27 protein-coding genes are annotated in these 26,606 nt (G+C 61.0%); 19 read left to right on the forward strand and 8 right to left on the reverse strand.

Annotated elements, in window-relative coordinates; all coding sequences use genetic code 11:
- Positions 1 to 112 precede the first annotated feature (112 nt).
- A complete protein-coding gene (locus tag QKW60_RS19870) occupies positions 113 to 982 on the forward strand; it encodes a glycosyltransferase family 2 protein (RefSeq protein ID WP_282371325.1) in 870 nt (289 codons plus the stop codon).
- Positions 983 to 1,037: 55 nt separating this feature from the next.
- Here QKW60_RS19870 and QKW60_RS19875 read toward each other — a convergent pair whose 3' ends face one another.
- Entirely contained in the window at positions 1,038 to 2,147 is a 1,110-nt protein-coding gene (locus QKW60_RS19875; protein ID WP_282371326.1) for a choice-of-anchor Q domain-containing protein, read from the reverse strand.
- 4 nt (positions 2,148 to 2,151) lie between these two features.
- On the opposite strand from QKW60_RS19875, the gene QKW60_RS19880 reads away from it, so the two are divergent.
- Both QKW60_RS19880 and QKW60_RS19885 read left to right on the forward strand, forming a co-directional pair.
- On the forward strand, positions 2,152 to 2,967 hold the full coding sequence (locus tag QKW60_RS19880) for a hypothetical protein (RefSeq protein ID WP_282371327.1): 816 nt from the start codon (positions 2,152 to 2,154) through the stop codon (positions 2,965 to 2,967).
- Positions 2,968 to 3,494: 527 nt separating this feature from the next.
- Positions 3,495 to 3,755, forward strand: a complete 261-nt coding sequence (locus QKW60_RS19885) for a spike base protein, RCAP_Rcc01079 family (protein WP_282371329.1) — start codon at positions 3,495 to 3,497, stop codon at positions 3,753 to 3,755.
- A gap of 102 nt (positions 3,756 to 3,857) precedes the next feature.
- On the opposite strand, the gene QKW60_RS19890 is transcribed toward QKW60_RS19885, so the two are convergent.
- From QKW60_RS19890 to QKW60_RS19900, 3 genes are all read right to left on the reverse strand, one after another.
- On the reverse strand, positions 3,858 to 6,098 hold the full coding sequence (locus QKW60_RS19890; protein WP_282371331.1) for a LamG-like jellyroll fold domain-containing protein: 2,241 nt from the start codon (positions 6,096 to 6,098) through the stop codon (positions 3,858 to 3,860).
- A gap of 226 nt (positions 6,099 to 6,324) precedes the next feature.
- On the reverse strand, positions 6,325 to 7,029 hold the full coding sequence (locus tag QKW60_RS19895; RefSeq protein ID WP_282371333.1) for an SGNH/GDSL hydrolase family protein: 705 nt from the start codon (positions 7,027 to 7,029) through the stop codon (positions 6,325 to 6,327).
- A 3-nt stretch (positions 7,030 to 7,032) separates the two neighbouring features.
- Positions 7,033 to 7,614, reverse strand: a complete 582-nt coding sequence (locus tag QKW60_RS19900) for an acyltransferase (protein WP_282371335.1) — start codon at positions 7,612 to 7,614, stop codon at positions 7,033 to 7,035.
- 158 nt (positions 7,615 to 7,772) lie between these two features.
- On the opposite strand from QKW60_RS19900, the gene QKW60_RS19905 reads away from it, so the two are divergent.
- From QKW60_RS19905 to QKW60_RS19915, 3 genes are all read left to right on the forward strand, one after another.
- A complete protein-coding gene (locus QKW60_RS19905) occupies positions 7,773 to 8,768 on the forward strand; it encodes a glycosyltransferase family 2 protein (RefSeq protein WP_282371337.1) in 996 nt (331 codons plus the stop codon).
- Positions 8,769 to 8,862: 94 nt separating this feature from the next.
- Positions 8,863 to 10,371 carry an O-antigen ligase family protein gene (locus QKW60_RS19910; protein WP_282371339.1) on the forward strand — a complete coding sequence of 503 codons (1,509 nt, stop codon included), beginning with the start codon at positions 8,863 to 8,865 and terminating at the stop codon, positions 10,369 to 10,371.
- A 281-nt stretch (positions 10,372 to 10,652) separates the two neighbouring features.
- Positions 10,653 to 11,723, forward strand: coding sequence for a glycosyltransferase family 4 protein (locus QKW60_RS19915; protein ID WP_282371340.1), 1,071 nt, complete (start codon positions 10,653 to 10,655; stop codon positions 11,721 to 11,723).
- A gap of 15 nt (positions 11,724 to 11,738) precedes the next feature.
- Here the strand turns inward: QKW60_RS19915 and trhO are convergent, their stop codons facing one another.
- The 3 genes from trhO to QKW60_RS19930 are packed head-to-tail and all read right to left on the reverse strand — an operon-like array spanning position 11,739 to position 13,349.
- The gene (gene trhO, locus QKW60_RS19920) at positions 11,739 to 12,656 is read right to left on the reverse strand and encodes an oxygen-dependent tRNA uridine(34) hydroxylase TrhO (RefSeq protein WP_282371342.1); all 918 of its coding nucleotides are present in this window, start codon (positions 12,654 to 12,656) and stop codon (positions 11,739 to 11,741) included.
- Positions 12,657 to 12,693: 37 nt separating this feature from the next.
- Entirely contained in the window at positions 12,694 to 13,104 is a 411-nt protein-coding gene (locus tag QKW60_RS19925; protein ID WP_282371343.1) for a hypothetical protein, read from the reverse strand.
- A complete protein-coding gene (locus tag QKW60_RS19930) occupies positions 13,101 to 13,349 on the reverse strand; it encodes a hypothetical protein (protein ID WP_282371344.1) in 249 nt (82 codons plus the stop codon). The genes QKW60_RS19925 and QKW60_RS19930 overlap by 4 nt, the downstream gene beginning before the upstream one ends.
- Before the next feature lie 98 nt (positions 13,350 to 13,447).
- On the opposite strand from QKW60_RS19930, the gene pncA reads away from it, so the two are divergent.
- The 8 genes from pncA (at position 13,448) to QKW60_RS19970 (ending at position 22,489) form a co-directional block, all read left to right on the forward strand.
- The gene (pncA, locus tag QKW60_RS19935; RefSeq protein ID WP_282371345.1) at positions 13,448 to 14,056 is read left to right on the forward strand and encodes a bifunctional nicotinamidase/pyrazinamidase; all 609 of its coding nucleotides are present in this window, start codon (positions 13,448 to 13,450) and stop codon (positions 14,054 to 14,056) included.
- Positions 14,057 to 15,349, forward strand: a complete 1,293-nt coding sequence (gene pncB, locus QKW60_RS19940; protein ID WP_282371346.1) for a nicotinate phosphoribosyltransferase — start codon at positions 14,057 to 14,059, stop codon at positions 15,347 to 15,349.
- Positions 15,342 to 16,277 carry an esterase-like activity of phytase family protein gene (locus QKW60_RS19945; protein WP_282371347.1) on the forward strand — a complete coding sequence of 312 codons (936 nt, stop codon included), beginning with the start codon at positions 15,342 to 15,344 and terminating at the stop codon, positions 16,275 to 16,277. Before pncB ends, QKW60_RS19945 begins: the two co-directional genes overlap by 8 nt.
- Before the next feature lie 189 nt (positions 16,278 to 16,466).
- On the forward strand, positions 16,467 to 17,780 hold the full coding sequence (locus QKW60_RS19950) for a nucleotide sugar dehydrogenase (protein WP_282371348.1): 1,314 nt from the start codon (positions 16,467 to 16,469) through the stop codon (positions 17,778 to 17,780).
- Complete coding sequence (locus QKW60_RS19955) at positions 17,764 to 18,978, forward strand: glycosyltransferase family 4 protein (protein ID WP_282371349.1); 1,215 nt, start codon at positions 17,764 to 17,766, stop codon at positions 18,976 to 18,978. The genes QKW60_RS19950 and QKW60_RS19955 overlap by 17 nt, the downstream gene beginning before the upstream one ends.
- 114 nt (positions 18,979 to 19,092) lie before the next feature.
- Entirely contained in the window at positions 19,093 to 19,731 is a 639-nt protein-coding gene (locus QKW60_RS19960; RefSeq protein WP_282371351.1) for a TetR/AcrR family transcriptional regulator, read from the forward strand.
- A complete protein-coding gene (locus QKW60_RS19965) occupies positions 19,728 to 20,912 on the forward strand; it encodes a pyridoxal phosphate-dependent aminotransferase (protein WP_282371353.1) in 1,185 nt (394 codons plus the stop codon). Before QKW60_RS19960 ends, QKW60_RS19965 begins: the two co-directional genes overlap by 4 nt.
- On the forward strand, positions 20,909 to 22,489 hold the full coding sequence (locus QKW60_RS19970; RefSeq protein ID WP_282371355.1) for a 5-guanidino-2-oxopentanoate decarboxylase: 1,581 nt from the start codon (positions 20,909 to 20,911) through the stop codon (positions 22,487 to 22,489). The genes QKW60_RS19965 and QKW60_RS19970 overlap by 4 nt, the downstream gene beginning before the upstream one ends.
- Positions 22,490 to 22,551: 62 nt before the next feature.
- Here QKW60_RS19970 and QKW60_RS19975 read toward each other — a convergent pair whose 3' ends face one another.
- A complete protein-coding gene (locus QKW60_RS19975; RefSeq protein ID WP_282371357.1) occupies positions 22,552 to 23,373 on the reverse strand; it encodes an LOG family protein in 822 nt (273 codons plus the stop codon).
- Between the two features lie 168 nt (positions 23,374 to 23,541).
- On the opposite strand from QKW60_RS19975, the gene dapD reads away from it, so the two are divergent.
- The 5 genes from dapD (at position 23,542) to QKW60_RS20000 (ending at position 26,535) form a co-directional block, all read left to right on the forward strand.
- Positions 23,542 to 24,369 carry a 2,3,4,5-tetrahydropyridine-2,6-dicarboxylate N-succinyltransferase gene (gene dapD / locus QKW60_RS19980; RefSeq protein ID WP_282371359.1) on the forward strand — a complete coding sequence of 276 codons (828 nt, stop codon included), beginning with the start codon at positions 23,542 to 23,544 and terminating at the stop codon, positions 24,367 to 24,369.
- On the forward strand, positions 24,362 to 24,709 hold the full coding sequence (locus QKW60_RS19985) for a hypothetical protein (protein WP_282371360.1): 348 nt from the start codon (positions 24,362 to 24,364) through the stop codon (positions 24,707 to 24,709). The genes dapD and QKW60_RS19985 overlap by 8 nt, the downstream gene beginning before the upstream one ends.
- 70 nt (positions 24,710 to 24,779) lie before the next feature.
- Positions 24,780 to 25,688 (forward strand): thioredoxin, encoded by a 909-nt coding sequence (gene trxA, locus QKW60_RS19990; RefSeq protein WP_282371361.1) that lies wholly within the window; start codon positions 24,780 to 24,782, stop codon positions 25,686 to 25,688.
- A gap of 26 nt (positions 25,689 to 25,714) precedes the next feature.
- Positions 25,715 to 26,353, forward strand: coding sequence for an LON peptidase substrate-binding domain-containing protein (locus QKW60_RS19995; protein WP_282371362.1), 639 nt, complete (start codon positions 25,715 to 25,717; stop codon positions 26,351 to 26,353).
- Positions 26,350 to 26,535 carry a Trm112 family protein gene (locus tag QKW60_RS20000; RefSeq protein WP_282371364.1) on the forward strand — a complete coding sequence of 62 codons (186 nt, stop codon included), beginning with the start codon at positions 26,350 to 26,352 and terminating at the stop codon, positions 26,533 to 26,535. Before QKW60_RS19995 ends, QKW60_RS20000 begins: the two co-directional genes overlap by 4 nt.
- The last annotated feature ends 71 nt before the right edge of the window (positions 26,536 to 26,606 follow it).

The raw sequence follows: 26,606 nt of genomic DNA on the forward strand, positions 1-26,606 counted from the left end.
CTGCGATGACTGCTGATGTACGAGCGTGCCCCTGCCGGATGGCGCGGACAGCCTAACACTGGACAAATCCGACGCTCTGGGCGAATCGTGACGTACTTGAACTTGAAAGGTCATGAACCTGAATATTGCGGTCATAATCCCACACTTCAATGACACGGCACGTCTCAGACGGTGTTTGGGAGCACTTGTTCAGAACGATCTTTCTGACATTGATATTCTGGTCGTCGATAACGGATCGACCGAGTCGCTCGATCCGGTCAAAGACGAGTTCCCAACAGTTCGCTTCGTATCCGAGCCCCGGAAGGGCGCCGCGTCGGCCCGCAATCGCGGTGTCAACGAAACCAAAGCCGATATCCTTGCATTTCTTGACGCCGATTGCATACCCGCACCGGGTTGGCTGGCTGCGGTCAAAGCAACTTCTGGCAGGTCCGACATAATTGGTGGCGCGATAGATGTATTCGACGAAACGCCTCCGCCTCGAACCGGTGCGCAGGCTTTCGAAACAGTGTTTGCGTTCAACTATCGTTACTATATTGAAAAAAAAAGATTTTCTGTGACGGCCAATCTTGTTGCTGAGCGTCGTGTCTTTGAGGCAGTCGGTCCATTTATCGACGGTGTGTCGGAAGACGAGGAATGGTGTTGGCGTGCGGGACAAAGAGGATTTCGGATCATTGTGGATGAAGACATGCGTGTCTTGCATCCGACGCGCTCAGACTGGAATGCGCTAAAGCGCAAGTGGCATCGCCTGACCCGCGAGATGTTCGAGTTGCACCGCGCAAGGAAGGGACCAAGCGCCCGCTTCACATGGGCGCTTCGGGCGTTAGCCATGCCCGCTAGCGCGGTTGTCCACCTGCCTCGACTATTTCTCAGCCCAAAACTTGCAACTGCCGGAGACAGGTTCCGCGGTGGAGCTACCCTCATACGACTGCGCCTGTTGCGCGCGGTTTGGATGCTGCGGCAGGCATGCGGGCTTGCGATCTGACAAAGAAAAACCCGCCCGATGGTTGTCGGGCGGGGATTCTGGTTTCGGCAAAGTGTCAGAAGTTTTCGTATGCGCCTGCATCGGGTGCTTTGCCCAATGGGCGTGACGTGCCGACAATGTCGTCAGACGGTGCGTAATGCGAATTGCCGGCATCGACACCCTGTGACGTAGACTTGAGCTTGAAATTCTGAGCGGCGAACGACACGAACTCGTTGGCAGCATTGCTCACGATCAGATTGTTCGTGCCCAGAATGTTGCGGCTGGGATCGGAAGTGACGTGATAGTTGTTCGCCATGTTGTTGGCGACCGTTACGTTCTGCGGCGGCGTTCCGTTCTTGTGGTTCGAAATCTTGATCCAAGGCCGCTTACCGGCGACGCCGCTCGGATGAACAACGGTATTGTTGGCAACGATCGTATTCAATGCCCCGGCGACCGTTAGCCCATGATAGTTGGAAACAGCTATGACGTTGTTTCGGATGATTGCACGGTCATACATTCCGTCAAACATCGCGATACCCTGCAGCGTGCACTTGATCGGACTCGTCGACGACGCAACCCATTCGAAAATCTTGTTGTCCTCGATTGTCAGGTCGCTGAGCGTGCCCGAGCCAGGCCCATTCGGTCCAAGCGAGAACGCCTGGAAGCCATCAGAGTGGTTGCCGTCGATCTGCACACAGTTCTGCACTTTGTTTCGACGCACGATGGAATTGTTGCCATTCGAGCGCATTCCGTCACCGGCAAAGCCATCGACAATGTTCTGCTCCATAAGCGAATTCGTCGCGCTGTTGTCGATGCCGTGATAGATGCCTGTGACACGGTTGCGCGCAATCGTCACCCGGTCACCAGCAATAAGCATGCCGTTGCGCCTGTTGTTGCCCCAGTCGGTGGCAGACCATTGAAGGTAATCACCAGCCGAGGATACAGACCTGACATCAAGGTCGGCAAAGGCGAGATCGGAGGAGTCCGAATAGCTCCGGATCATCGCACCGGTTCCGGCGTTAGCCGAAGTGGCCCAGACTTTGAGACCCTGGATTACGAAATTCTTCGAATCCCGGATCATGATAGAATTGACATGTGCGACTTCACCCGGCGCGGGCGCAATGACAACCGGGGCAGAAAACTTCTGTCCGACGATTGCCAACCGGCCATGGTAGCCGGACATCATGAAGATGCGGTCACCCGCACGCAATTGCCCGGACTTGAATACCTCATCTACCGAAGCCCAGGTCTGCGAGGGAGTCGTCGTTCCTCCGGTGGTGCCGCCGCTCGTTGCCGGGCCGCCGGACGTTGTCCCACCCGAGGTCGTACCACCGCTTGTGGTTCCTCCTGACGTCGTACCGCCACTGGTCGTGCCACCACTGGTCGTACCACCGCTTGTGGTGCCACCACTGGTCGTACCGCCTGAGGTCGTACCGCTGGACGTCGAACCTTCGCTTGCGGTGCCTTCTGATGTCGTACCTCCGCTCGTGCTCGTGCTCGTGCTCGTGCTCGTGCTCGTGCTCGTGCTCGTGCTCGTGCTCGTGCTCGTGCTCGTGCTCGTTTCACCGGACGACGTTCCACCGGTCGAACCTGTCGACGTGGATTCAGATGACGAGGACCCTTCCGAACCGCTGCTCGTTGTCGACGTACCCGAAGATGAGGTCTCCCCCGAGCCAGATCCACCTGACGTTCCTGTGCTCGTGGTTCCGCTGCCCTCGCTGCCGCCCGTTGATTCTGATCCTGATCCGGTCGAAGTGACCGTCTTTCCGCGATCGCCCTTCGGCCCTTTGCCGCCTTTTGGGGCACTGACCCATTTGGCACCTTGCTTGGTCGATCCACTGTCAGGCGATGAGTTCGATGCAAAGGTGCTTTTTTTCGTAGATTCTCCGGAACTCAAGCCACCAGACGATGAACCACCTGTCGCAGCATCAGCGTCGATTCCATCTATCAGGGTCCCGGGAACGACTACCGGCTCGTTAGAGCTTTCCGTTTGTCCCAGAGATTGAAGTGAAACCACAGTGAGTGCAGTTCCGGTTACTGGACCCGCTGCCAACGGCCGGACGTAAAAGTCGGTCGAGTAGGCTGCGGAGCTCCACAATGCTGCTGTCACCCCCAAGATGACCGGCGAGCAGAAACGTTTCATCATTTGTCCCTTCGTTGCGCGAGTGGTGCGCGCCAGCGTGAGTGTGTCCCCAGCACGAACAATGCGTTGCAACGTGGCAAAGATTGGGCGCAAATGTAGTCTCGATGTGTCCACAATCGCGAATTCGGCGCTTATTGTGCACTATACGTTAAGTAAACGGGCGTATTTCCGCCGATTTGACCGGCATTGGAGCGGTTGGTCTGGAAACAGTCGGTCCGCGCGCCTGGTTGCCACGATCTTAACGGACGATACGGTAGACCGTCCTGGGGCGCGGCTGTTTGGCGGCCCCGTTCCAGAACGTTTACGCAACATGCCCGGTGCCGGATTCGGACGGTTTGTCCACAACCGAGACCTCACCGTCCACTCGCGGCGGGCGACAGGATGAAAGATATGGACAAGTTTTCAGACTATCCGACAAGTCTCACCGCCCCAGCACGCGATGGCGCTGCCGTGATACCCGACGATGTGAACGATCTGACGTTCTTGCCGCGGGCCCTTTACGTGGGTCAGACCGGGAACCTTTCTGCCCGACTTGCCGGTGGGCAGGCTGTCCTGTTCCAGAATGTGCAGGCCGGAACTGTATTGCCGGTTCGCGCCAGGGGGATCAATGCAGCAGGCACCACGGCCGCAGGGATCGTGGCGCTGTGGTAAGCTGATGCCATCGCCCGGTTCGCACCGGGAGGGGTCTGGCATTCAGAAACGGCGCGCTTGCCACGATGGCAGCGCGCCGTTTTGTTTTCATGTACCGCTGTTTCACGTGGCGTTTGCACCCAGTTTCCAAACGTCCCCGTTTGCCGAGCTTGCCGGACCAGTGATTGATTTGTACGGCGTTCCGGCAGGCGCCAAACCATTGGGCATCGTACTGAACCAGGTCTTGAGATATTCGATTCGGCCCACGAATTGCGGGGTCCCGGAATTTCGGGCCAGATAGCTGAGTGCCCGGTTGTTCTGAAAGAGCCCGTTCCCGGCAACGGCAAACGGCACCGTTGCCACCAGCGCCCCGTCGACCGCGACCCTGAAGAGCTTTTCCACCTGGTTGGCTGAGCAGACGATATCGTACCAGACGTCCGATGACAGGGCTGTCGGGACCGTCACCGCGTTTAGGGTCCTGAGGCCGGTGCCATCCTCGACCGTCACCCTCAAAGCCCCGGTATTCATCAACTCGACATCGAATCCGGTGCTGGACTGCGCAAAGAGGATGGCCGTCGAGCCGGGCAGGGCGTCGAAGCGAATGCGGGCGGCATGGGTGATCGCGCTCCTTCCGGCGGGGACGTTGGCGGGATCGAGAAAGTAGGGGCCGGTGGCGGACGTCTGGAAACTCGGGGCACCGACCGGAAGCGTGTTTGCCAGAACACCGGGATCAGCGAGCGGACGCACGGGTATACCGTTCAGACCTGTGACTCCAATATCGACGATTGGCAGGTTCTTCCAGGTCTCGGCGATATAGTCGTCGGGATAGGCGATCATGCCGCTGGCACCACCTTCGCCGTACTGGATTGAGTCAGCGTAAGTGAACGTACCGCTGTTGGGCAGGATGCGGACACGCCCGCCGACGATTTGAGTATTCTCCGCCGGTGTCCCGTTGATCTGGAAACCCATCACGTCCGTCCAGTGCGGCTGTGCGGTTCCAAGCGCAGGCTCAGCCCGCGCCCGTCGCGTCGTGGTGATCGGGCCAGAGGAGGACCAGACCTCCACCCAGGCGCCGGCCGGGTCCCAATGGCATTGGTCAAACTCCGGAACGGACCAGTTGGACAGACTCGCCGACTGAAGGATCGCAAGCGCCGTCAAGCGCGCCCACGCTTGTGTTCCGTCTGGCGTGTCGCCCGAAGGATGCGAAAAATCGGTCCATCCTCCCGCGCCGTCGTCAATGCCGTTTACATAGGTCACCGGCTCGATTCCAAGCGGCAGAAACATCGTCGCACTCGGGAGGTTTACCATCGCACGCCAGCTTGCGCGCGCGGCTTCCTTGTTGGCGAGGTTGAACTGCAGCCCGCCCCCGGCGTAATGCGTTGCATCCCTAAGGTCGGCGTCGATGTCGAAGCGGTGCGGACCATAGGGAACCCACCGGGTATGGGAATAGTCGTAGAGTTCACCGAACCAGTGATCAGCATGATAGCTGCCGCCTGCGCCATGGGTGATGGTCGCAGGAAAGGTGACGAGAGAACCATCGATCCGCTTGCCCGAGAACAGCGGGAAAAGGGCCTCTCCGTATTCAGATCCAAGGCTGCCGGGCGCGGCGAACCATGACATCGCGGCCAATCCGACCTGCTGGCCGTCAGTCGTCGCGAAGTCATGCAGAGCGCGGTCGGCCGCCCAGTCGCGTCCCGGATCGGAATCGTTGACCAGGCCGCGCGGGTCTGAGCCGGGAACCGTGTGGAAGATCACCGCGAATTTTTCGCCCGGTCGTGCCTCGATCAGTGTCGCCGCCATGGCGGCTGCGCCCGCCGTCAGGGGTTGGGTATCGGTGATAAAGTGACGGACCGGCCCGCCTGCCGCGCCATCGAATATCTGGACCGCCTCGGGATCGGAAACGGCGGGGGGCAAGGTGTTGTCGTGAAAAGCGGACAGAATGCGATCCGGTTCCGATTGACCCCAAATTGCGATGACATGTCCAACTCCGAACCGCGTCGCACCCTGCGCGGTCACGCCCGGCTGCGCCTTTAGTCTCAACTCCGGTCGATACCAGGTGTTCGCGCGCGGCACGGTAAGCACACTGCTCCAATGCCCGGCCCCGTCGATTGTGGACATGTCGGTCCATGCCGTTGTGGCCACCCCGCTGTCGTCAAGTGATATGGCCCTAGCTTGCACTGTCTGGCCCGGCGTTCCGGTGCCGGAGAGCGGTACACCCGCAACCGCAAGCCCAATGCCCGCGCCGCTGTCAAAGATCGTGCGGTCCCGGCTGAACGCTGTCAGCGTGACGCTGCCCGGTTGGGGGGGCGGGCCGGACGTGCCGAGTCTGTGGCCGCCGAGGGAGAGCGAGGAGAGTGATATCATTCTGTTTTCCCGTCTTGCGGGACGGCGGCACCGGCCAGACCGAGAGGTGCCGGATGGGCGGTGGCGCTCGTCCGGTTGGTCGTCGCCGACTGGGAACGCTCCGCCCAACGTGCAGCGGATCGCCAGAACCGGTGGCGACGCATCGCTGTGCTAGATATCATTTCGGATACCGGCGTTGCGTGACGGGTTGCCGGGGCGTCCGCCACAGCAAGTTTTGGTTAGTTGCTCAGAAATGGCATGTCAGGCCCACAGAAGCTGCGATCATCCGGGCAAGCGGCCGACTGTACAGCTCGCCTTCAATGCTGGGGTCGGGATGAAGCCCGTCGGGAAGGTTTTGCCTGCTCACATCTTCGCCACTCCACATTGAAACTCCGTCGAAGAAACTCACCCTTTCCTCGTCAGCCAGCTCGGCGAGTGCGGAGTAGTAGGTTTTCAACCGGGGACGCTTCAGCTTTTGAACGCCGAGGATCGGGTTGGTGGCGAGGAGTATGATCGAGATGCCGGGATTCGCCCTGCGCAGCTTGGCGATCATGTGACGGTGATTGGTGAGGCTCTTGGAAAGCGCGATGCCGTCCAGAAGGTCCGCGTCGTTGATTGCGTATTCGATCAGCACAACGTCGAAATTAATGCCGCCGGTAGCGTCGATCAGCTGCAATCCCCGCGATGAGTTCGCTCCGGCCAGACCCGTAACCGTTACCGAGACACCGTCACGGATACATCTGGTCAACAGGTCGCTCAGCTGTGTCGGCCAGCGGGCTCGGCTGGTCAGACTGGTCCCGAACGCACCGATTTGAACCGGTTCACCTTCATGGGCACGATAGTCAACAGCGGTGACCCGGTCATGGCGCTCGACGGACCTTGCCGACCCTAACTGCATGGCCACGACGCCAGTCGTGAGCAGGCATACGGCGAGAACGAACTGGACTTCCAACGATCAGGCAAGCCCGCGTTCGGCAAGCGCGCTCTCGGTCGCGTCGGCTGCGGCGAACCGCCCATAGTGCCCGACCTCAATCCCGGTTCGGATAACGCGGGCCGGATTTCCCGCGACCACCGATCCGGCCGGCACTGATTTGGTAACAACCGAACCTGCCCCGATAACGCAGTTATCGCCGATTTCGATTCCGGGCAGGATCAGGCTGCGCCCGCCGATAAAGCAGTTAGCGCCAATTTTCGTGTGAAGGTAAAGGCCGCGGGTGCGGTCATGAGTGAGAATGCGCGCCTCGAACGCGACATAGGAGTGGGGTCCGACGTGTACGCCGACCGGAAACGTGCGATCGAACTTGGTCGATAGCGAAAACTGTGCGGTGGGATGGATGTCCATTCCCCAGACACTGCGCAGGATCATGCGTTTCAGAGTGACCAGCAGATTTCTTACCCCAGAAAACCGGTTCAGGCCGCGACGGCGGGCTTTAAGCCGGGGTTTGGCGGTGATCGCGGTGGCGTCGCGGGGCGGGCGACAAAACGGGGCGGTGGGTGCAAATGTTGCCGGAACGGCGGTTGCGGGGTCGAGAAGCATGGGACTCTCCTCATCTGGAAGGCGCCGGGGTGGACCGGCTAAGTCCCGTTTAGAAAACGTCAATATAGTTAATGAAAAGCAAATGCCGTCGACGACGCGTCAGAGTGCCGCTGAAACGGAATCGCCTCGGGTGTCCAATCGGTGTAAGGGGTATTCAAATGCTTGACCTTGCTCAGAAGTTGCATATCCGGGGCATGATGCAGGACGATAAGACCAGCGCAAAAAGTGACCTGACGGTGATTGTCGTCAGCTACAATACCCGCGCGCTGACACTCGCCGCATTGCGCACGCTTGCCGCCCAAACGAAGGACACGCCGTTTACGGTTGTCGTGTTCGACAATGCCTCTTCCGACGGTTCTGCTGATGCGATCGCCGCAGAGTTTCCCGGGGTCGAGCTTATCCGAAGCGATGAGAATGTCGGCTTCGCACGGGCGAACAACATTGTGGCCGCCACCGCTGAAACCGAATGGCTCCTCCTCCTCAATCCCGATACAGAGGTCCACGACCGGGCTATCGACAAGCTCATGTCTTTTGCCCGCGCGCACCCGGATGCCGGAATTTACGGTGGTCGTACAGTCTTTCCCGACGGTTCACTCAACATAGCCTCCTGCTGGATGCAGATGACGCCGTGGAGCGTCTTTTGCATGGCTTTCGGGTTGACGGCTTTGGCACCCGGCTCCGAATTCTTCAATCCTGAAGCGATGGGCGGTTGGCAACGGGACACGGTACGCGAGGTCGACATTGTCGTCGGCTGCCTCTTCCTGATCCGCCGGGAGCTCTGGAACCGGCTTGGCGGGTTCGATCTTCGGTATTTTATGTATGGCGAGGAAAGCGACCTTTGCCTGCGGGCGGCGCGCATCGGTTTCCGTCCGATGATCACACCGGAAGCTGAGATCATGCATATTGTCGGCGCAGCCTCGAAAACGCTGGGCAGCAAACTTGTCCTTCTCGCAAAAGCCCGTTCGACCCTGATCCGCGACCATTGGGCACCCGCCTGGGTGCCGTTCGGCATTGCAATGATGTGGTCATGGGCCGCGATCCGCGCCGCAGCATTCGGAGGCCTCGCCTTGACAGGCAGCAAAAAAGCCAAAGCGAAGGCGGCTGCCTGGTCGGAAACTTGGCGCGCGCGTCACGACTGGTTGAAAGGCTACTGACATTTATGAGACCTGGATGAAACGGCAGACAAGAATGGTATAGTGGCCACAGGCCACGCAAAGCCGCTACAGGTGCAACGCGCCCGGCGGGTTAATGGAGAGCTTCGACATCTTTACGCGTGCCACCCTAGCGTCCAACACTCAGACTGACGGCATGTTCGCCACGTCGGAGGATGACGGGCGGGGTGCGATCATCATCTGGCTGTTCGTCCTCGCAATGGTGGTTCCCATAGAGTTTCGCGTTGGATCGCTGTCCCTCACGGGGCTGCGGCTCATGTTGTTGATCACTATCGTTCCAACGACCATCGGCCTGTTTACGGGACGGTATGGTAGGTTGTACCTAGTCGATTTCCTCTTCGCCCTGCACGGTGTCTGGGGGATCGTGAGCATCGGCGTAAACAACCCGCTGCGCGTTGTCGAAAACGCTGGCATCTATATCATCGAGTTTTTCGGGGCCTATGTTCTGGCGCGCGCCTATATTCGCACGCCGCAGGCGTTCTACAGGCTGATCCGTGCGGTTCTTGTTTTCACGGTTCTGTCGTTGCCGCTCGCGATTCTCGAATCTCAGACGGACAGATCAATAATCATCAGCCTTATCGGCAGCCTTCCGGGGATAGATACGGTCAATCAGATCGACATGCCGCAGCGTATGGGGCTTTACCGTTCACAAGTCTCGTTTCCGCATCCGATTCACTATGGTCTCTTCTGCACCGCGGTCCTGGCTTTGACCTGGATTGGAATGAAAGGTGTCCTGACCAACGCGCTGCGCTACCTTGCCGTGGCCGCCGTCGGTGCCGCTGTCTTTCTTTCGCTGTCGAGCGGCGCGCTGTTGGCTGCTGTCATTCAAAGCGGATTGATTGTCTGGAATTACCTGTTCCGAAAAATGACCCGACGCTGGCTTCTGCTCGCTGCAATTGCTGCCTTCGGCTACGTCGTGATTGACGTTCTGTCGAACCGGACACCGATCAGGGTGTTCATGAGCTATGCAACTTTCTCCGCTCACAATGCTTTCTGGCGTGGGATCATCTTTGAATGGGGCATGAAGAATGTCTGGAACAATCCAGTGCTGGGGCTCGGGTTGCGACCGTGGATCCGGCCGAGTTTCATGCGTTCGGGCAGCATTGACAACTACTGGCTTGTCATGGCCGTCAAGTTTGGCATCCCGGGTTTCGCCATGGTGGCCGGTGGGTACCTCGATGCAATGATCCGGGTCGGGCGACAGAAGCTCACCCCAGGATCTTTCAGTTCCAACCTACGCTTGGGTTGGATGATCATGTGCGTCGGTGTGGCGTTCTCTCTGGCCACAGTTCATATCTGGGGCTCTTTGCTTTCCTTCGTATTTTTTCTGGTCGGGTCCGGTCTGTGGATTGTCGGCACCTCTGACGTTCCAGCTGCGGGTTCGTCTCTCACCGTTGCGCCGGACACGAGAAACAAACTGGCTTGGTCAAGATCGCACACTACGAACAGTGCGCCCAAGGCAGGAATGAGATTTGCCCGAAAAGTTAAGGATGAAGTCGTGGAGACTGAACCCTCATCACCGCAATACACCCGGTTCGCGGACAAGCGTCCCGATCTTGACAGACGTCGCCGCGACGGTAACTGACAGTATGCGAAGTGGATCGTTGACATGAAAGTCGGTCAAGATTCACCCAGCACTGTTTTGACGATTGGCATTCTGCCATGCGAGTATCCGCGCTGCCGAAGAATCGGCTTTGTGCGGGAGATGTACCAAACACCTGACCGGTTTTTTATGGAGTGTAACGAGTGGACGACTTTGTGAAAGGCGCGCGTCGGATGCATGCTGACCTTTCCCAAGGCCCGGCGATCCGAGCCTTGATGGAAATGCCCGGAAATCTTGTTGGTGTTGGTATGACATGCCGAGCGATGCTTATGGGAGCCGCTCGTGCAGGCGCACCGGTCGATCTTTTCACCTCGTATATTGATGGCGAGAAGCCTGCCGGTTTGAATGTAAACTCCGTTCTGCCGGACTTCCTGAAGATACTGCCGTGGAGTCTTTCACGCCACCTCACGACATCGCGGGTTCAACGGAGATTTCTGGAGGCTATCGGCGACGATGAGATCGCCTATCTTTGGCCGTCGACGGGGCTGAATGTCTACGAGGCGCTAGCCGCGCGAGGTGTCACCATTGCCTCTGAGATGGTGAATACCCGTATGGCCGTTGCCAAGCCGCTTTTGGATGCCGCCTATGAGGGGCTTGGTCTTGAACCCGGCCACGGTATCACCGATGCAAGGATTGACGAACAGAACGCCCGGCACGCAATGTGTACGGCGATTTTCGCGCCTAGCCCTGCTGTTGAGGCATCATTCGCGGGCTCTTCGTATTCGACGCGCATTGTCCCGACCAGTTACGGCACCTGGGTGCCTGAAGTTCTGAAGCCCCGACCCATGCGCGCAGAAGACGCGCCGGTGGTCTTTCTCTTTGTCGGTCGGCTTTGTGTCCGCAAGGGTGCGCATTTGCTTCTTGAGGCTTGGCGCAATGCACCAAAAGGCGCGATCCTGCGTATCGTGGGCGAGATTGAACCGGCAATGCGGAAACTTTTCGCCGATGTACTCGATTCGCCCGGCGTGTCCTGTGCCGGATTCATGCATGACGTCGCACTGGAATACCAGCGGGCGGATGTCGCATTGTTACCCTCGCTCGAAGAGGGAGATCCGATTGCGACCTACGAAGCGGCAGCCTACGGCGTTCCGGTCATTGCTTCGGCTTTTGGTGGCGGGCGTATCAGTTCCGAGACCGGGGCGATCAACGTCGTCGATCAGCTGAATGTCGAGTGTTTGCGTGACTGCATTTCAGAGTTTGCCGCCTCTGAAGAACTGCGCCAGAACTGGGGCGCCGCTGCGCGCAATGCCTCTCTCGCTTACGATTGGAACACCGTCGCGCCCAACAACATACGGCGCCTTTACGATTTTCTGGAGTATCAGGTCGGCAGCTGATGCATCCTTTGACGGTCAGTCCGAATGATGCCGACCGCCGATGTGCTGGTCGCCCCGTTTTTCGGCCAGATTGACCTGGCGCTGACGTTCGCGGAACCGTTCGCGCTGGGCATCGGAATACTCATCGACACAGGCCGGACAGCAGGCACCCTCCTCATAGTCTGGATGTGACAGGTCGGCGGGCGAGAGCGGTCTGCGGCAGGCGTGACAGAGGCTGTAGTGACCCTGCCGAAGTCCATGGCCGACGCTGACTCGCTGGTCGAAGACAAAGCATTCACCGTTCCAAAGGCTGTGCGCGGCGGGCACATCTTCCAGATATTTCAGGATGCCACCTTTCAGGTGGTAGACCTCGCTGACGCCTTCGTTCAGCAGAAAGTTCGTCGATTTTTCGCAGCGGATGCCGCCGGTGCAGAACATCGCCACACGTTTGTTGCCGAAACGCTGTGCGTTTTCCCGCCACCACGCCGGAAACTCGCGAAAACTCTTCGTGCCCGGATCAACAGCGCCATTGAAGGTACCGATGGCGACCTCATAATCGTTTCGCGTGTCGATGACGACGACATCGGGGGCGGAGATCAGCTCATTCCACTCTGGCGGTTCGACATAATGCCCCGTCCCCGCCATGGGATCGACATCGGGCTCGCCCATCGTCACGATCTCGCGCTTCAGTCGCACCTTCATGCGTCCGAACGGCATCTCGGTCGCCGTGCTTTCCTTCCACTCGATGTCAGCGCAGCCGGGAAGCCTCCGGATATGGGTCAGAGCAGTGTCTATTCCGCCCCGATCGCCGGCAATCGTCCCGTTGATGCCTTCGCGCGCCAGCAAGAGCGTGCCGCGAACGCCTGTGGTTTCACACGCAGCCAGTAGCGGCCCACGCAAAGCGGCGGGGTCTGGGAAGACTGTGAACTTGTAGAGCGCGGCAACGGTAAACATAGGCTGCGTGATACGGCTGCAGGAAGAAACAGGCAAGTCAGCGGGAATCGGCCGTCGGCGCACTCCCCGTGCTCACGCGGTCGGGCAATAGCGCCACGCGCCTGCCCAGATCGGTTTCCAGACGCTCTGCGGAATAAAGTTGCGTCAGGACATTTGGCGAGAGCAGGTCGGGATTGTCGGCCAGAAATTCTTCGGCGCTGCCGGGGGAGGCCGCCATGCGTTCCGCAATCATGCTGAGAAAGGCGAAGGTGACTGTTGCGGAATACTTCCCCGGCACACCGGCGCTGTCTGCAAGCCGCCGGATCGCCGCGGCATAACGGTGGGCGGCGGCAAAGAATTCATCCTGCCGCAGCACTTCCCAGGCTGTCAGGACATGGTCGCGATGCGTGAACCGCGCGGCATCCAGTGTCCCTGCCTCAAGGGCCGCAAGGGTTTCGGCCGGGGTCATGCCGGGTCCTCCGTCAGGCGATGGCTGTCGGCCGCCGTCAGGTCCAGTTCATAGACCTCCTTCAGCCGAGCGATCTTCTGCAATGTTTCGTCCGAAAACGGCGCCTTGCCTTCGAACGCATGGAGCGCCATGCCCTCGACCAGTTCAGCAACCGGCATCTCCAGATGCTCGGCCAGACCCTTCATCACCTTGAGAAGCCGCTTTTCCAGCCTCAGGCCCGTCTGAACGCGTTCAACCTTTTTCATGCTTACACTTTGGTACCTGGGTACCTAAATGTCAACCCGCTGGTTGACGCGCCCCGCGCCGCTGCTTACGCATCGACAAAGGCAAGAGCGGAGGCCCCATGCGTGACACAAGCCATGCCCTGATCGTCATCGACGTGCAGAACGATTTCTGTCCAGGCGGTGCGCTGGCCGTTGCCGAAGGTGACGTCATCATTCCGCGTATCAACGCGTTGATGGATGACTTCGCCGTCAAGGTGCTGACGCAGGACTGGCACCCGGCCGATCACGCCTCGTTCGCGGCCAATCATGACGGTGCCGAGCCCTTCAGCCTGACCGAGATGCCCTATGGTCCGCAGGTGCTCTGGCCCACGCATTGCGTCCAGGGAACCGATGGCGCTGCCTTTCACAAGGACCTTCGCACCGATCCGGCCGACCTGATCATCCGCAAGGGGTTTCGTCCGGCCATCGACAGCTACTCTGCCTTCTTCGAGAACGACCACAGGACGCCGACCGGTCTTGAAGGCTACCTGAAGACGCGCGGCGTCACCGACCTGACACTGGTCGGCCTCGCCACCGATTTCTGCGTCGCCTATTCGGCCATCGACGCGGCAAAGTTGGGCTTTGCCGTCACGGTTCTCGAAGGCACCTGCCGGGCTATCGACCTTGACGGATCGCTCGCCGCCGCGCGTGACAACATGCACGCCGCCGGTGTGCGGCTGGAGGCCTGAATGGTGGATATCGCAACCCGGGTCTACAACCACAATTTCAAGATCGACCCGATCGTCCGATCGCTGATCGACACCGATTTCTACAAACTGCTGATGTGCCAGTCGGTGCTGCGCAACAAGCCCGACACCGTCGTCCGCTTTTCGCTGATCAACCGCACCAAGAGAATTCCGCTGGCGAAGCTCATCGACGAAGGCGAATTGCGGGAACAGCTTGATCACGTCCGCTCGCTCTCACTCAGCCGCGGTGAAAGCACCTGGCTGCGAGGCAACACCTTCTACGGCAAACGGCAGATGTTCTCGCCCTCCTTCATGGAATGGTTCGAAAACCTGCGCCTGCCGCCGTACGAACTTGAACGCAAGGGCGACCAATATGAACTGACCTTCGAAGGCAAATGGCCCGAAGTGATGCTTTGGGAAATCCCCGCGCTCGCGATCCTGATGGAACTCCGCTCCCGCGCCGTACTCGCCACTATGGGCAAGTTCGAACTTCAGGTCCTTTACGCCCGCGCGATGACCCGGCTTTGGGAAAAGATCGAAAGCCTGCGCCAGATCGACGGGCTGAAGATCGCCGATTTCGGCAGCCGCAGGCGTCACAGCTTTCTGTGGCAGGACTGGTGCGCGCAGGCGATGATCGAAGGGTTGGGCGAGGCCTTCGTCGGCACGTCGAACTGCCGCATCGCCATGCGCCGCGATATCGAGGCGATCGGCACCAATGCCCACGAACTGCCGATGGTCTACTCCGCCTTGGCCGAAACCGACGCGGAACTGGCCGAGGCGCCCTACAAGGTCCTTGCCGACTGGCATGAGGAGCATTCAGGCAACCTGCGCATCATCCTGCCCGACACCTACGGCACCGAAGGCTTCCTGAAACGCGCGCCGGACTGGCTGGCAGGCTGGACCGGCATCCGCATCGATTCAGGCGATCCCGCCACCGGCGCTGAAACCGCCATCCGCTGGTGGAAGGAAAGGGGAGAGGACCCGACACAGAAACTCGTCATCTTCTCTGACGGGCTCGATGTAGAGAAGATCGCCGAGTTGCACCGCCAGTTCGCGGGCCGGGTCAAGGTCTCCTTCGGCTGGGGAACGCTTCTGACCAACGATTTCCGGGGCTTCGTTAAAGACGACGCGCTCGACCCCTTCAGCCTCGTCTGCAAGGCGGTGGCGGCGAATGGCAGACCTACAGTCAAGCTTTCCGACAACCCGAACAAGGCAATGGGTCCCACGGATCAGATCGAACGCTACAAGCGGGTCTTCGGTGTGGGTACACAAAAGGAAATGGCCGTCATTGTCTGACACGGCACGAGAGGCGCCCGGCGTTGTGGCGTTGCCCAAATTGCTTGCAACTTGCCTGAGCGCCGCCGTTTTTCTGTTCGCGGTTTCATCCTCTGAGCCCGGTCAAGCAGCCGAACTCATACTGCGAGGCACCTATGAATGGAGCGAGAAAGCCCCTGATTTTGGCGGCTTCTCCGGTCTTGCGATGGTGCGCGACGGCAGCGCGCTTATGGCTGTGAGCGACAAGGGAACACTTTGGCATGCCTCGGTGAGTCGCGATGCGGATGGACGGATTGGCGGCATCGCGAGTGACTGGCGTGACCGACTTCTCGACAACAAGGGTAAGCCGGTGGAGGGCTTTACCTCTGATGCCGAGGCGCTTGCTATGGTGCGCGAAGGTGCCGTCTTTATCGGCTTCGAAGGCTACGCCCGCATATCGGCCTTTCACCCGCCCGGCATGATGCCGAAGCCGATGCACGAATGGGACCGCTTTCGCAGCCTCTGGGGCAACGAAGGGATAGAGGGGCTGGCGATCATGCCCGATGGCGGATTGCTCGCAGTGCTGGAGGAGCCGGAACGGCCTGGGGCTGGGTTCCCGACGCTGCTCGGCAAAGGCAAAAACTGGCGGCCCGGGCCGCCTTTGCCCGACGGCGACAGCTTTTCCGCTTCGGATGCGACCTTCGGCCCCGATGGGCGGCTCTACCTTCTTGAGCGCCGCTTTGGCTACCTGACCGGTTACGAAACCCGCATCCGCCGTTTTCCCTACGCGAGTGGTGCGTTCGGTCCGGGCGAGGTTCTGTTGCAGACGGAAAGAGGTGAGCTTGACAACATGGAAGGTATCAGCCTTTGGACAGACCCCACCGGTGTGATTGTCATCAGTCTGATTTCCGACGACAATTTCCTGCCGATCCAGAATACGATCGTTGTCGAATACGATCTTGTCGAGTGAGCCGCATTGTCGCCGGTTCGCGCATGGCGGGTTCCGGTCCGGCCAGTTTGCTTTTGCCAAGCCCGGACACCTCCGCTAAGAAATGGCCATGATTTCGAGAGCCCCTTAAGGGGCTCGGCGAGAGGATTTGAACGCCGCGCGGCGATTGCCGGGGCGGCGGATGCAGCCGAAGCGAACGCGGGGCCCTTTGTGAAGATTGCGGTATTTGGACTTGGTTACGTGGGCATCGTCTCGGCCGCGTGTTTGGCGCGGGATGGCCATCATGTCGTCGGTGTGGATCCCCAGCAAACCAAGGTCGATCTGGTCAATGGCGGCCATCCGCCGATTATTGAGAAGAATGTCGGTGAACTGGTTTCCGAGGCGGTGAAATCTGGCGCGCTGCGCGCCACTACCTCGGCCGCAGACGCAGTTGAATTCGCCGATCTGAGCCTTGTCTGCGTTGGTACGCCGTCCCGCAAGAACGGTTCCTTGGAAACCGGCGCGGTGGAGCGGGTCTGCGAAGAAATCGGCGCGGCGGTGGGGGCCAAGGGCCGCGACCACCTTGTCGTGATCCGCTCCACCATCCTTCCCGGCACGATGCGGGGTGTGGTGGTCCCGGCGCTGACGCGGGCGGCGGGCGCGGGGGCAAAGCACCTTAAGGTCGCGAACAACCCCGAATTCCTGCGCGAATCGACCGCTGTCTACGATTACGACAACCCGCCGAAGACGGTCGTCGGGTCGGACGATCCCGCCGTGACCGACGCGGTCCTGTCGCTTTACGCCGACCTGCCGGGGCCGAAGATCGCGACCAAACTCGAAATCGGCGAGATGGTGAAATACGCCGACAATGCCTGGCACGCGGTCAAGGTGTCGTTCGCGAATGAGATCGGGAACATCGCGCAGGCCGTGGGCGTCGACAGCTGGGATGTGATGGACATCTTCTGCCAGGACACCAAGCTGAATATCTCGCCCTATTACATGAAGCCGGGCTTTGCCTTTGGCGGGTCGTGCCTGCCCAAGGATGTGCGGGCGCTGACGTTCAAGGGCCGCGATCTGGACCTCGATCTGCCCTTGCTCAATTCGGTTCTGGCGACGAATGCCGAACAGGTGGAACGCGCGATCGGGATGGTCGCGGATTACGGGCTGCGCAACATCTCGTTCATGGGGATCAGCTTCAAGGCGGGTACCGACGATCTGCGCGAAAGCCCCTTGGTGACACTGGTGGAACGGCTGATCGGCAAGGGCTTCAACCTTAAGATCTATGACCGCAACGTGCATCTGTCGCGGCTTCTGGGTGCCAACCGCGCCTATATCGAAGGGGCCATCCCGCATATTGCGGAGATCCTGTCGGATGACCTCGACACCGTGCTCGGCCACGGCGATCTGGTGATCGTCGGCAACCCGGCGCCCGAGTTCAAGTTCATCGGGGCAAAGCTGCGCCCCGACCAGAAGGTGCTCGACCTCGCCCGCATCGCGGGCCTTGGGCCGGAACTGGGGGAGCGGTATCGTGGCATCAACTGGTAGGGGCGCGGGCCGCCGCGTTCTCATCGTTGTCGAAAACCTGCCCGTCCCCTTCGACCGCCGGGTCTGGGCCGAGGCGACAACGCTGGCTGCGGCTGGCTATACCGTCTCGGTCATCTCGCCCACCGGCAAGGGGTTTGAGGCGGAATACGAATTCCTCGACGGCGTCCATGTCTACCGCCACAAGCTGCCGCCTGAGGGTAATTCGGCTGCAGGTTACCTGCGCGAATACGGCTCGGCCCTGTGGAACGAATTGCGCCTTGCCCTGAAGGCAAAGCGCGAGCGGGGCGTTGACATCCTGCACGGCTGCAACCCGCCCGACCTGATCTTCCTCGTCGCCTGGGTGATGCGGCTTTTCGGGGTCCGCTACCTGTTCGACCACCATGACATCTGCCCCGAGCTTTACGAGGTGAAGTTCGGCAGGCGCGGCATCCTCTGGCGGGCGATGGTCTTTTTCGAATGGCTGACCTTCAAGACGGCGCTCGTCTCCATCGCCACCAATGAAAGCTACGCCGAGATTGCCCGTCGTCGCGGCGGCATGGCGGCAGAGGATGTTTTCGTCGTCCGTTCGGGCCCGAAGATCGAAAAGCTTGAGGTCCGGCCGCCAAAGTCGGAACTGAAAAAGGGTGCGAAGTTCCTCATCGGCTATGTCGGTGTGATCGGCCAGCAGGAGGGGCTGGACCTGCTGGTTGAGACCGCGCAACACCTGACCGGCCCGATGGGGCGCACCGATGTGCATTTCGGCATCGTCGGCGGCGGCCCCGCGCTGGAAGAGGTGCAGGCGGACGTCCGGGCAAAGGGGCTGGAAAGCTACTTTACCTTCACTGGCCGCGCGCCGGATGATCTGCTTCTCGACATGCTCAACACCGCCGATATCTGCGTGAACCCCGACCGGGTGACGCCGATGAACGACCTGTCGACCATGAACAAGATCATGGAATACATGACGCTCGGCAAACCTATCGTGCAGTTCGAGCTGAAAGAAGGCCGCGCCTCGGCCGCCGAGGCATCGCTATACGCGAAACCCAACGACCCGCAGGACTTCGCGGAGAAAATCGCAGCGCTGATGGACGACCCCGAGGCCCGCGACCGCATGGGCCGGATCGGGCGCGAACGGATCGAGGCGAACCTAAGTTGGGCGCATTCGGTGCCGCATCTTTTGGCAGCCTATGACCGGGCTTTCGCCAAGATGGGTCGTTAGCCCGAACACCCCGTTTCGACGGACCCAACAAATGGCACGGATCGCGTGATGTTCCACTTGCGTCGGAATCGCTAAACCGCTAATCATACGATTGTATAATTTCTCGGAGCACCCATGTCCGCGCCACGCCGCAGTTTCACACGTGACGACCCAGAAACACGGCGGGCTGCGTTGATCGGTGCGGCGCTTGACCTCATGGCCGAGGATGGTCCGCAGGCGGCGACAGTGCGGGCCATCGCCGATGCGGCAGGGCTTTCGCAAGGCATGATCCGGCACTACTTTTCGACGAAGGAAGAGCTGATCAACGCGGCCTATCAGGCGCATATGGAGGCGCAGCTAACCGCCACGCGGGCGTCCTTGCCCGCAGATGGCACCGCAATGGCGCGTCTTGCCCGGATCATCACGGTTTCGCTGACGCCGCCCGTCTCTGATCCGCGCACACTCTCGCTCTGGGCGGCCTTCATCCACATGATCCGGCGCGACCCGGCCATGCGGGCGACGCACGAACGGAACTACCTGCGCTTTCGCGACCTGCTGGAATCGCTGATCGTTGCGGCCTGTGCCGAATCCGGACGGCCCGTCAGCAAGGAAGAGGCCCGGCGCCTCGCCATTGCCTGTAACGCGGTGCTCGATGGTCTCTGGCTGGAGGGCGGCGCGCTGCCCGAGGCGTTTGCCCCGGGCGAACTGGAGCAGATCGGGATGACCTCTGTCAGCGCGATCCTCGGCTTAACTCTGGATTGTGAGGCGACATGAACTTTTCCCCGGTGCTTGACCGTCTGGCAGATCTCGGTGGCGCGAAGTGGGAGGTGCATTTCCATGCCCGCGCCCGCCGATCCGCCGGGCATGACATAATCGACCTCACGATCGGCAATCCCGATGTTTCAACCCCCACCGATCTGATCGAGGCGGCCACAGCAGCGATGCGGGCCGGACGGACGGAGTACTCCAACGGACGCGGCGAAGACACACTGCGCGAGGCGCTTTCGCAACGCTATTCTGAGCGGTCCGGACGGAAAGTGACGCCTGATCAGGTTCTGTGCTTCCCGGGCACGCAGACCGCGCTTTATGCCGTCATGATGGGGCTTGCCGGGCTGGGCACCGAAGTGCTGGTGGGCGACCCGATGTACGCGACCTATGAAGGCGTCATTGCTGCCAGCGGTGCCACCGCCGTGCCGGTGCCGCTCCGCGCCGCGAATGGCTTTCGTATCGCGGTCGACGACATCGCCGCCCGCATCACCGACCGGTCCCGTGTGATCCTTCTCAACACCCCGCACAATCCGACCGGCGCGGTACTGCGCGCCGAAGATATTGCCGCGATTGGTGAACTCGCAAAGGCCCATGATCTCTGGATCGTCTCGGACGAGGTCTACGAGGAGCTGATTTTTGACGGCGCCACTTTTCTCTCGCCCTTCGATCAGGCCGATCTGGCAGACCGGACGGTCGTCGTCTCGTCTATCTCAAAATCCCATGCCGCACCGGGCTTCCGCTCGGGCTGGTGCATCGGATCCGAGGCGTTCTGTAACCGGCTTTTGCCGCTCTCCGAGACCATGCTCTTCGGCAACCAGCCCTTCATCGCCGATATGACCGTGCAAGCCATTTCTGCGCCGTCTGAAACCGCAAAGGGAATGCGCGCTCGCTTCGCACGGCGGGCAGATTACCTCGCCGACCAACTCGGACGGATGACCGGCCTGCGGGTGCACCGGCCCGAGGCAGGCATGTTCGCGTTGATCGAGATCGGTGCAACCGGGATGAACGACAACGACTATGCCTACAGTCTGCTCGACGCAGGTGTCGCAGTGATGCCCGGCACCGCCTTTGGTCCGACGCTTTCCGGCTGGGTGCGGCTCGCGCTCACGGTCGATGACGAAACATTCGCAAGAGCGGTGGAGAGGATCGTCGATCACGCGGCGCACAAGGGAAGGAAATCGGCATGACGACCGTCGGAGAAGCGCTCGTCAAGGCGCTGGAAGCTCAGGGTGTCGATACCGTCTTTGGCATTCCGGGCGTGCATACGGTCGAGCTTTACCGCGGGCTTGCCGGATCGGGCATCCGCCATGTGACGCCGCGCCATGAACAGGGGGCGGGGTTCATGGCAGATGGGTATGCACGGGTCAGCGGCCGCCCGGGCGTGGCGTTCGTCATCACCGGGCCGGGGCTCATGAACACGATCACGCCGATGGCGCAGGCCCGGGCCGACAGCATTCCGATGCTCGTCATCTCCGGCGTGAACCGGCGCGACACGCTTGGCAAAGGTCTGGGCCATCTTCACGAAATGCCCGATCAGCTTGGCGTTGCTTCGCTGGTGGCATTGTCGGCCGAGCGGGTGACTACGGCAGCAGACCTCGCGCCGGTCCTCGACCGTGTATGGAGCGGCTTCTCGTCCGAACGCCCCGGGCCGCGCCAGATTGAAGTGCCGCTGGACGTGATGCCGCTTGACGCGTCGCCGGTTGCACCCTCGCCAGAGAAGGCGTCCGATTTTCCCCGGGCCGCTGACATTGCCCGCGCCGCCGCGATGCTCGCCGATGCGACCGCCCCGCTGATCCTTGCCGGTGGCGGCGCACGGTTTGGCGACACGGCGCTCAGGGCGCTGGCCAACCGGATCGACGCGCCGGTCGTTCAGACTGTGAATGCGCGCGGTCTCATGCACGGTGATCCGCTTTCGGTTCCCGCAAGCCCCAGTCTTGAAGCCGTCCGGCGTCTGATCGAGCAGGCGGACGTTGTTCTGGCGGTAGGCACCGAATTCGGCCCGACTGACTACGACATGTACGGCCGGGGCGGGGCGCCTTGGCCCAAACAGCTTATCCGGATCGAGATAGACACCGAACAGATGGCGCGACACCCGGTCGATCTGCCACTTTGCGGCAGATCTGGACCGCTTCTGGACGCGTTGCTTTCGCTGCTACCCGCTGCTGAGGCTTGCAAAAACGGGGCGACCCGGGCGGAGGCGACGCGCAAGGCCGCCCGCGCCGAACTCGACCCTGCGATGACCGCCCAACTGGAACTACTCGAAGCGCTTCGCGATGCCGTTCCCGGGGCGATCATGGTCGGGGATTCAACGCAAGTCATCTATGCGGGGAACCTTTACTATGATCATGACCGACCCGCCGGCTGGTTCAACGCCGCAACCGGCTACGGCGCGCTCGGCTTTTCCATACCCGCAGCGATCGGCGCGTGTTTCGCCTGCCCCGATGCCCACGTCCTGTGTCTCTGCGGCGATGGCGGGGCGCAGTTCACCCTGCCGGAACTGATGACAGCGGTGGATGAAAACCTGCCGATCCGGTTCCTCATCTGGAACAACCACGCCTATGGCGAAATCGCCAGTTCGATGGAGGCTGCCGGTATCGAGGTCGTGGGTTGTCACCCGACACCGCCGGATTTCGAGCACATCGCCCGCGCCTGTGGTATGCCGTTCCGAAGGGTGGCCATGAAGCCCGGGGAAGTCGTCGGCGCTTTGCGGGACCTGCAAGCGATAGCCGGACCGGCGATGATTGAAATCACCATGCCGAGTTGATGACAGGCCGACGAAATTTCAAAAGTCGTCGGATTTTTCTTGAAGAAAAATCCTGCCCCAGATCAACAGCCGTGATCCCAGTCGCCGATGATCTTCACCGCCTCCTCGGCGGTTTCGACATACTGGAAAAGATTAAGATCCTCGGCCGAAATCGTGCCCGCCTCGGCCAGCACCTCCCAATTGATGATCTTTTCCCAGAATGATCGGCCGAAAAGCAGGAACGGCACGCGACGCATGCGACCGGTCTGGATCAGGGTCAGGCTCTCGAACATCTCGTCAAGCGTGCCAAACCCGCCCGGAAAGATGCATACCGCCTTGGCTCGCATCAGGAAATGCATCTTGCGGATCGCGAAATAGTGGAAGTTGAAGCAGAGATCGGGCGTCACATATTCGTTCGGCGCCTGCTCATGCGGCAGCACGATATTCAGCCCGATGGAGCTGCCGCCGGCATCCGACGCCCCCCGGTTGCCCGCCTCCATGACGCCAGGCCCGCCTCCGGTGACGATCACATCCTCGCGCCCGTAGCTTTCCATGCTGCGTTCGGTCATCAGCCGGGCGAACTTGCGCGCTTCATCGTAGAAGGATGACAGCTCGGCGAGCGTCTTTGTCCGCGCCGTGTCCTTTTTGGCAGGCTCGGGAATGCGCGCGCCGCCGAACATCACGATGGTCGACTCGATCCCACGCTCATCGAGGATCATCTGCGGCTTCAGAAGCTCCAGCTGCAGCCGGACGGGGCGCAGTTCTTCCCGGCACATGAAATCGCTGTCGGTGAAGGCCAGCCGGTAGGCCGGTGCACGGGTCTGGGCTGTGTCGGGGATACGGTGGGCTGCCGCGACATCCTGCTGGCTGTCGCGGAACGGATGGTTGCGACCGTCGTCTTTCATGCGCGTCCTCTCGGGTCCTGTTTGGTCCAGACCTAGACGGTTTGTCCTTGGCTTGCCAGCATGGCTGATCAGGATGGCGCAACTGTGACGCGCATGGTCGCATTGCCTATGCGTCACCCACGTCCTATAGGGCATCGTCACGCGACGCCAGAATCCGGGGGAAACGCCATGTCCAATGCCGCACTTGAGACCGCCATCGAAGCCGCCTGGGAGGCGCGCGACACGATCACGCCCGCCACCAAGGGCGAAACCCGCGAGGCGATCAAGGATACCCTGACCGCGCTCGACAGCGGCAAGCTTCGCGTGGCCGAGCGTCAGGCGGACGGCAACTGGCATGTGAACCAATGGGCCAAGAAGGCAGTTCTGCTATCGTTCCGTCTGACCGACATGCATGAGATTTCCGGCTCGAACGGTGGGTCGAACTGGTGGGACAAGGTGCCCTCCAAATGGCAGGGCTGGGGTGAGAACCAGTGGCGCGCGGCGGGCTTCCGCGCCGTGCCGGGGTCGATCGTCCGCCGCTCCGCCTTCATCGGCAAGGGCGTGGTGCTGATGCCCTCCTTCGTCAATATCGGCGCCTATGTCGATGAAGGGACCATGGTCGATGGCTGGGCCACGGTCGGCTCCTGCGCCCAGATCGGCAAGAACGTGCACCTGTCAGGCGGTGTCGGCATCGGCGGTGTGCTGGAACCGATGCAGGCGGGTCCGACGATCATCGAGGACAACTGCTTCATCGGCGCGCGGTCGGAAGTGGTCGAGGGCTGCATCGTGCGCGAGGGTTCGGTCCTCGGCATGGGCGTCTTCATTGGCCAGTCGACCAAGATCGTCGACCGCGAGACCGGGGACGTGATGTACGGCGAAGTGCCGGCCGGGTCGGTCGTCGTCGCGGGCTCCATGCCGTCGAAGGGTGGGATCAACCTTTACTGCGCGGTAATCGTGAAGAAGGTCGATGCGAAAACCCGCGCCAAGACCTCGATCAACGAGTTATTGCGTGACTGATACCGACAAACAGGCCAAATCCAAGCGCCCGCAGCAGGTTTTTACGCTTGTCGTTGAGGTTGGCCGCAAGTCCGGCGACGGGCTGCCCAAGGGCGCGACCGGGGCGGCGCTGATGATCTATGCCAGCGGTGTCGATGAGGATGAAGCTGTGCGCGAGACGGTGGCGATTCTGAAGCAGGCCGACATGGCGCCTCTCGACGTCACCGGATACGGCACGGCCGACGAACGCATCGCACAGGGCCATGAGATCGAAGATGACGAACGCGAACTGATGGACCGTGCCTTAGCCGAAAACTCGGTGATCGTGGCGCAGGTAACGCCGTTTTTCGACAAGACCTGAGTGCACGCCCCCTTGGCCTTTTGACGTCACGCGCTCATATAGGGGGCGACACGGAATAACGGGGGCAGACATGCTCGAATTCGGCCAGAAGCAGAATACCGCACCGGCGGGCGATCTGATCCGCGACGTTACCGAGGCGGAATTTATGAAAGAGGTGATCGAGGCGAGCGCCGAAGTGCCCGTCATCGTGGATTTCTGGGCGCCGTGGTGCGGCCCCTGCAAGACGCTTGGTCCCGCGTTGGAAGCGGCTGTGACAGCGGCCAAGGGCAAGGTCCGCATGGCCAAGGTCAATGTGGATGAAAACCAGATGATCGCGGCGCAGTTGCGCATCCAGTCGATCCCGACCGTCTACGCCTTCTGGCAGGGCAAGCCCGTCGACGGCTTTCAGGGCGCTGTCGCCGGGTCTGAGATCAAGGCTTTTGTCGACAAGCTTGCCGGTCTGGCGGGCGATGGCGGTCTGGGTGAGGCGCTGGAGGCGGCCGAGGCGATGCTGGCCGAGGGTGCCGCGGTCGACGCTGCAGAAACCTTCGCCGCCATCCTAGGCGAGGAGCCGGAGAATGCCGCCGCCTATGGCGGTCTGATCCGGGCGCATCTGGCGATGGGCAACGAGGAACAGGCCGAGGGGCTGATCAACTCGGCCCCCGCTGCTATTTCTCAATCTGCGGAAGTGGAAGCTGGGCGCGCCCAGCTTGCGCTTCTGAAACAGGCGGCGAATGCGGGGCCGGTGGCCGAACTTCTGGATCGCGTCCTGTCGCATCCCGATGACCATCAGGCCCGGTTCGACCTCGCGCAGGCGCTGCATGCGGCGGGCAAGGTTGAAGGTGCGGTCGAGGAATTGCTGGAACTGTTTCGCCGCGACCGCGAATGGAACGACGGTGCGGCGAAGGCCCAGCTCTTCACCATTTTCGAGGCCCTGAAACCCACCGATCCCATTGTCCTCAAAGGGCGGCGCAAGCTCTCGTCTATGATCTTTGCGTGACGCCCGTGACCCGTTAGGATCGGGCCATGAAGCTGCACGGCGACCTGCCGGATAAGATCCCGCTTTTCCCCCTTCCGGGGGCACTTCTCCTGCCGCGTGCTCGCCTTCCCTTGCAGATCTTCGAGCCCCGCTATCTTGCGATGTTGGACGAGGTGCTGAAGACCCAGCACCGGCTCATCGGCATGATCCAACCGCGGCCCGGCCCGCAAGGTCAGCCCCGCCTTGCCGCGATTGGCTGCGCCGGTCGGGTGACGGCCTTTTCCGAGACCGACGACGGCCGCTACATGATCACCCTGACCGGCATCTCCCGCTATCGGCTGAAGCGCGAGATTTCAGGCTTCGCGCCGTTTCTGTCGGGCGAGGTCGAGTGGGACGAGTTCAACCGCGATCAGGGGCCGAGCGAGCACGATCCGGGTTTTGCCCGCCCGTCCTTCGTGGCGCTTCTCAGGCGATACTTTGAGGCCGAGCAGCTTTCGACTGACTGGGACAGTCTGAAGGAGGCAGAGGATGAGCTTCTGATCAACTCGCTCGCGATGCTCTGCCCGTTTGAACCAGAGGACAAGCAGGCGCTGCTTGAAGCCCCCTCGCTCAGAGACCGCAGGGAGACCTTGGTCACGTTGATGGAATACGCTCTGCGGGGCGGTGGCGAGGAGATCGTGCAATGAATGATGAAAACAGGTTCGACCGGCGGATGCTGGAAGCATTGGTGTGCCCCCTGACACAATCGCCCCTCAGCTATGACGTCGAGGCGCAGGAACTGATCTCTAAACCCGCCCGGCTCGCGTTTCCGATCCGGGGCGGTATTCCGATCATGCTGGTCAGCGAGGCGCGCCAGCTTGACGCCTGACGGTATAGGCCCATCAGCCTGCAGTTGGGCATTGCCCGCCGCAGCGACTCCATCACGCATGGACAATCGTG

Origin of the sequence: Albidovulum aestuarii, from assembly GCF_029961185.1 — a bacterium.
Classification (GTDB): domain Bacteria; phylum Pseudomonadota; class Alphaproteobacteria; order Rhodobacterales; family Rhodobacteraceae; genus Albidovulum; species Albidovulum aestuarii.